General features: G+C 29.1%; 5 protein-coding genes. 4 read left to right on the forward strand and 1 reads right to left on the reverse strand.

What is annotated here, in order from left to right; translation table 11 throughout:
• Positions 1-672 precede the first annotated feature (672 nt).
• Complete coding sequence (locus H8911_RS11420) at positions 673-1,374, reverse strand: helix-turn-helix domain-containing protein (protein WP_222621031.1); 702 nt, start codon at positions 1,372-1,374, stop codon at positions 673-675.
• A 245-nt stretch (positions 1,375-1,619) separates the two neighbouring features.
• Here H8911_RS11420 and H8911_RS11425 point away from each other — a divergent pair, with 245 nt between their 5' ends.
• The 4 genes from H8911_RS11425 (at position 1,620) to H8911_RS11440 (ending at position 6,298) form a co-directional block, all read left to right on the forward strand.
• A complete protein-coding gene (locus H8911_RS11425) occupies positions 1,620-2,201 on the forward strand; it encodes a TVP38/TMEM64 family protein (RefSeq protein ID WP_186999744.1) in 582 nt (193 codons plus the stop codon).
• Between the two features lie 71 nt (positions 2,202-2,272).
• Positions 2,273-2,980, forward strand: a complete 708-nt coding sequence (locus tag H8911_RS11430) for a response regulator transcription factor (protein ID WP_186999747.1) — start codon at positions 2,273-2,275, stop codon at positions 2,978-2,980.
• A gap of 8 nt (positions 2,981-2,988) precedes the next feature.
• The gene (locus tag H8911_RS11435) at positions 2,989-5,091 is read left to right on the forward strand and encodes a histidine kinase dimerization/phospho-acceptor domain-containing protein (RefSeq protein WP_186999745.1); all 2,103 of its coding nucleotides are present in this window, start codon (positions 2,989-2,991) and stop codon (positions 5,089-5,091) included.
• A 175-nt stretch (positions 5,092-5,266) separates the two neighbouring features.
• Complete coding sequence (locus H8911_RS11440; RefSeq protein ID WP_255466371.1) at positions 5,267-6,298, forward strand: metallophosphoesterase; 1,032 nt, start codon at positions 5,267-5,269, stop codon at positions 6,296-6,298.
• Positions 6,299-6,646 lie beyond the last annotated feature (348 nt).

The following is a 6,646-nucleotide window of genomic DNA, read 5'->3' on the forward strand; positions in this document are numbered from 1 at the left end:
CTCCAGTGTTTTCAACATGTTTCCCTTCAAGAAACGTAACTGTGTTTCGGTCCTTCGCTCCATGTACTTTCATACACTTCATAGCTACAATATGACCTCATCGGACTTCTTGCAGTTCTTCCCGTTGCTCTTGTGGTGTTAGCACTTGTAACAACAGTACCGTGTTTATCGGAAACTGCAAGACCTCCCAGGTATGCAGTTGATACCTTGACTTCTCGCCCTGCTTTACAACGCCGGTGGTGTCCGATTGAATCTGGCATAACGATTCAACCTATATTGGTTGCGGCCTATATGAGAGCATCACCCACCACTATGTTGAGTCTAACGACGCTAGATTGCTTCAGGCTTTCGCTTTAGAGCTCTAAGTCTTTCCTTCCTACACTTAACACTGTACCTCACGATACAATGCCCAAGGACTAGATACTGGTCTCTTTGCTCCAAGAGTTACCAGGTTAGAAGTTTCACCTAACTAAATCAACTGCACCGAACTGGCGCACCATAAACAATCCCTCCTCAAGCACATTATTAGTTATTTCCATTCAAAAGTAAACCTACTATTAGTAGAATTTAACATAATTAGAAAAAAATATAAAAAGCAGAGATACACAACAAATATCTCTGCATACACATACCGACAAACAACCTAATACAAATAAAATTTAAAATAAGCATTCATCCATAAATATCCGTATACATATTATTAAGCTTCTTCACACTTAACTTAATATCATTTTCCAATAAACCATATAGTTCTAAGTCTTCTTTTGTCATATTATCTTTATGCTTTACATCACCGTTTTTATCTAAACTATATTCATTTAATGCTGAGTCAGAATTTAAACTTCTATTCTTAGCAATATTAAGTGTTATAAACTTATCATCTATTCTTATAGTGACTACAGTATTTAAATCATTATCAATTGTTCCAACTATAAACTTGTCTTTATCTAAAATATTTTGATTCCATCCTAAGCCTTGTGGTCTCTCAAACATATAGACATCAAATTTTGTTTTTCCACTTAATAATGAATAATTATCTCCCATTTTTTCAAAACCAAGATTAGTTAGTGCTGTATCAAATGATTTCACAAGGATATCTTGCTTATGGTTTTGGACACCAATATAACTAAGAAAAATTAATCCTATAGAAACCATAGCAAGTGTACCCAACTTAAACCACTTTAAATGTTTTAGATTTTTATCAATCGACTGCACAATTTCAATATTATCCTTTAACATATAATCAATTGATATACCTGAATCTTCACTAATCTTTACAAGGGTTTCTAAATCAGGATAATTCTTTTCATTTTCCCAATTTGAAATAGTTTGTCTTGTCACATGATAACGCTGTGCAAATTCTTCTTGAGACATGTGCTTGTTCTCTTATTTTAAGTATTGTTCGACCTAGTTTTATGATAACTCCTCCTTTAGTCACTTTTATTTTAACTTTTAAACAAAAAAATCTAGCAAATATCACTTGAAGACACCATAATACACGCAAAACTTATTTACCTACTATATTAAATATAAAAAGTTAAGAATTTGTTCAGAATTATGTACGACATAATTTCATAATTAAAAATTATTATTGTAAATGTAAAGAGAGGTGTATGTTTATGGCGGCAAAATCTACAAAATATCTAACAATAAGTGGTATAGCATTTTTATTATTATTCATGTACTTTCTAATATCAAATGGATGTTTAACTGACTCAACAAAGCTTGAGCTATTAATTAAAAGTTTTGGAGTCATGGCTCCAGTATTTTTCCTTACTTTACAAATCATTCAAGTAATCATCCCTATCATTCCTGGTGGTATTACTTGTGGCATAGGAATTATCTTATTTGGTCCTTTTTGGGGATTTATCCTTAATTATACTGGTTCAATGATTGGTTCCATTATTGCTTTTCTAATGGTGAAACATTATGGACACGACTTTATCTTAAAATTTACTGATCAACAAACATATGATAAATATATCGGTTGGTTAGATAAAGGTAATAAATTCAACAAATTGTTCGCTTTAGCAATTTTAGTTCCTGGATTTCCTGATGATCTACTTTGCATGATTGCAGGTCTTACGAGTATGAGTCTTAAAAAATATATCTTTATTATCGCAACTTGCAAACCTCTTGCATTAATTGCTTATTCATGGGGAGTTAAAGAAATCATTATGAAAATTGGTACAATGTTTTAGTTTTATATTGAAATCAAGTAAAAATCAATTCATAATTTATAATTGAAAACAATAAAGGGAGCGTGTTTATATTGGAATACAATATTTTAGTCGTAGAAGATGAAAATGGAATTAGAGAAACTATTAGTATTTTCTTAGAAAATCAAGGATACCATATTTTTACAGCTGAAAACGGTGCTCAGGGGCTAGAAATCATTCACAATAATGATATTCATTTAGCCGTTGTTGATATCATGATGCCCGTTATGGATGGAATGACAATGGTATTAAAATTAAGAGAAAAATATGATATGCCAGTAATCTTTTTAAGTGCAAAGTCAGAAGATATCGATAAAATAAAAGGATTAAACGTAGGAGCTGATGATTATATCACTAAGCCATTTGAACCCTTAGAATTAATTGCTCGTGTAAATTCAAATTTAAGAAGATACAGCCAAATCTTAAAATTAAAACAAGGTTATAAAGAAGAAATACAACAAGAAATTTTACAAGTCGGTGACTTAATATTAGACAAAGATACAAAACAAGTAACCATCCATGGTCAAGAATTACATTTAACTTTAAAAGAGTTTCAAATATTAGAATTGTTAATGAGTCAACCTGGTAAAGTATTTTCGAGTGAACAGATCTATGAAAGTATTTGGAACGAAATTGCTATAAACACTGATACAATTATGGTCCATATTCGACGTTTACGTAAAAAAATTGAAGAAGATCCAAAAAATCCAGAATATATTAAAGTTGTTTGGGGTATTGGATACAAAATTGAAAAATTGTAGGTGATATTATGAAGAAAGGAAAAAATATTTTTACTATCATTCTTACATCAATACTATTAATTATGAGTTTTTCTGCTATTAGCTTATATGATAATGTAAATACCAAAGATATTAATAAATTTAAAGATATTGAATACTATTTTTCTGAAGAATTTCAATATACAACATTAGGATTAACAATGCAGTTGGACTCAAATTACACTCCTCTTCTATTCTCAGATTCGGTAAACAACGAAAACAAAGAATATGTTAAAGACGAATTTAACCATCGATTAGAAGATGTAAAAAGCTTTATGCATATGGATAAAGACTTCTTCTATATCGCAAAAAACACAAATACAAATAAAGTTATTACGAATATCAAGAATTATGATCAAAACACATTTAACCTCGATAATTATGGTTATACAATTCATGTTAACTATGATAAAGAAGGTTATTGTACAACAGATGGAAATGTAAGTAACGTATTTTCTAAGATAGAAACAAATGATTTATTTGATAGCTCTGAGTATCAATATGAAAAGCCAACATTTTCAGATAATGACATTTCAGTTAATACTCCCAAAAATATAGATATTCAATATATCTTTTCAAAAAACATTAAATCTTTTGAAGGTCTATCTGGTTATTTAAATTCATGGGAACATTACAATTCCTTTAGCGCAGTCGTATTCTGTGTATTTTCATTGATAATTTTCTTATTTATTCTTTTTTACCCCATTAAATATGTTGAACAAACCCATCCATTTAAGACAATAAAAAAGTGGAGTTTTGAAATCAATTTATTTGCATGGCCAACAATTCTAACTTTAGCCTTTTTAGCAATACTAATGCTTGCAGGAACAACAATAAATGGCCAATTAAATTTTATTTTAAATAGTTTTGGAATTGGATACGGAAATCAACTATTATTCGTTATTAATTTCATTGTTTGGTATTTATCCCTACTATCTATAGCAATTAGTGTTTTCTTGATTAAGTTCATTGTAGTTTATGGGCCAATTCATTATTTCAAAGATTATACACTCATTTCAAGAATTCTATCCTATATCAAGCGTAAATTAAACATACTCTCAGAAATTGACCTTACATCACCAATGCATACAACTATAATGAAATACGTTCTCATTAATGGTGCTATTACTATCTTTATCGCATTATGGAATCCTGCCTTATCCATTGTCTTTACTATCATCTATACATTGTTATTGTTCTTCTATATAAAAATGAAAACTCAAGAAATTCAAACAGATTACAACACACTATTAGATTCCATCAAAAATATTATTTCAGAAGATTTTGATACGATTACTGAAAAAGATTTTGGGATATTTGAATCAAGTAAAGAAGAACTTAATCAACTTAGTGTAAACTTTGAAAAAGCTATTCAAGAAAAAGTCAAATCAGAAAAGATGAAAACTGAATTAATTTCAAATGTATCGCATGATTTAAAAACACCTCTTACATGTATAAAAAACTATCTAACTTTACTTAAAAATGATGATATTACATTGGAAAATAAACATCATTATTTAGAACAACTTACTCTATATACAAATAGACTAAAGAATCTTATCGAAGATTTATTCGAAATCAGCAAAGTTGATAGTGGTAATATCAACCTGAATCTTCAAGAGTTAGATATTGTTTCATTACTGAATCAAGCTTATCTCGAAAATGAAGAAATGTTAGAATCTAAGAACATTACTTTTATAAGGAAAATCAATATTGAGAAATTACTTGTATTCCTTGATAGTGATAAAACATATCGTATCTTCGAAAACTTATTTACAAATATTAATAAATATGCCCTACCAGGTAGTCGCGCATATTTAACAATGACGGAATTAGATAATAGTTTTGAAATCGAGTTTTCAAATATTTCAGAAGTTCCAATGGATTTTACTTCAGAAGAAATCACAGAACGATTTGTTCGCGGTGATAAGTCTCGTTCTAAACAAGGAAGTGGTTTAGGTCTAGCAATCGCTCGTAGTTTTACAGAAGCTCAAGGTGGGTTGTTTGATATTACGATTGATTGTGACCTGTTTAAAGTGAAGATTACATTTCCTAAAAGTCTAGAAAACCAAAAAGGAATTATTACAAAATAAAAATCAGCCATCTCATTTAATTATGATATACTACACCTTACTAATAGGTATCATATCATACGAAGATGGCTTTTTTTGTTAAGAAATTGTTCAGTTTTTTATCAGATATTAGTTAAGACCTTTTCTCTATACTTTAAATAGAAAGAAGGATGATTTATATATGTTAACCGTTATTATGTCGATAATTAGTTTTATATTTATATTTAGCTTTTTCATTTATGAATTCAATAAAACAAGCTTAAATGGTGTTGTTAAAATTCTTTTAGCAACTCTACTATCAATTCCATCATTAAAACTCAACAGTGTCTTATTTATATTTGAAATACATTTTATTGTAATCACCATCATATTTGAATTCTTGTTCAATAAAATTATAAAAAGTGATAATACAAAGTATAAAAAGCTTTATATGTACATCCCTATTCCTTTAATTCTCTCAATTTGTTTGATGTATTTTGGTTCTTATAACATGAATCACATTTTAAAAACACAATATAATATTGATACGTACAAAACATTAAGTAAAGATTATAAAATTGCGATGATTGCTGACCTCCACTATCCTACTTCTACAAATAAGAAAGACCTTAATCGATTGGTAAATCGAATTGCAGATGAGAAACCAGATTTTGTCATGTTGTGTGGTGATATTATTGATGAGAATACAGATTCACAAGAAAGAATCGAAACATTTGAAACACTAGGAAAACTATCAAAATTATCACAAGTATTCTATGTTTACGGAAATCACGACACTGGTAAACACTCATTTTATAATCGTATTCCTAGTAATAAGTTAGAATCGCTTATTGAGAATTATGGTATTCATGTTTTAAACGATGAACAAACCCTATTAAATGATGAAATATCAATTATAGGTAGAAAAGATTATAGTTTACATCAACGACGTGACATAAAATCTTTTGAGACAAATACTGATACTTATAACATTGTAATTGATCATCAACCTAAAAACCTAGAAGATTGCTCACAAAGTAACATTGATTTACATCTATCTGGTCATACGCATGCTGGTCAAATATTCCCTCTTTATTATATCTATGAACTACTTAATATAAACGAACTCAACTATGGTCAAAAATATATCAATCTTATGTCAGCTATCAATACATCAGGCGTATCTGGATGGGGCTTTCCTATCCGAACTGAGCACCATAGTGAATTTGTTATTGTCAATATACTATAAAATTGATAATAATATTATACTATTTTTACAAACTTCACTCATACTCTCTATGCACCAGAGTTCAATTTACATTGAACTCTTTTTATTTTGGATTTGCAAAAATAACTCCTTGATATCTTTTAGACAATTCATTTAATGTTAATTTCTCTGTATGTAATGAATGTTTCCATTGGAAACATCAATGCTTACAATTGGACTTTCCATACAATACTTCCTTTCATTAAACAGTAGAGATAACTTCCAAATTTCTGCTCCATATTGTTTCGTTTTACATACTGACTTGATTCAATTACCGTCTTTTTAGATATAAGCTTATTCATAAACAGAAATAGGAAGAATGACGTTTTT

It is taken from the genome of Holdemanella hominis (assembly GCF_014306155.1).
Taxonomy (GTDB): domain Bacteria; phylum Bacillota_I; class Bacilli_A; order Erysipelotrichales; family Erysipelotrichaceae; genus Holdemanella; species Holdemanella hominis.

Coding starts and splice junctions, on each gene's coding strand:
- H8911_RS11420 (WP_222621031.1), bottom strand. CDS start 1,374: ATGTCTCAAGAAGAATTTGCACAGCGTTATCATGTGACAAGACAAACT.
- H8911_RS11425 (WP_186999744.1), top strand. CDS start 1,620: ATGGCGGCAAAATCTACAAAATATCTAACAATAAGTGGTATAGCATTT.
- H8911_RS11435 (WP_186999745.1), top strand. CDS start 2,989: ATGAAGAAAGGAAAAAATATTTTTACTATCATTCTTACATCAATACTA.
- H8911_RS11440 (WP_255466371.1), top strand. CDS start 5,267: ATGTCGATAATTAGTTTTATATTTATATTTAGCTTTTTCATTTATGAA.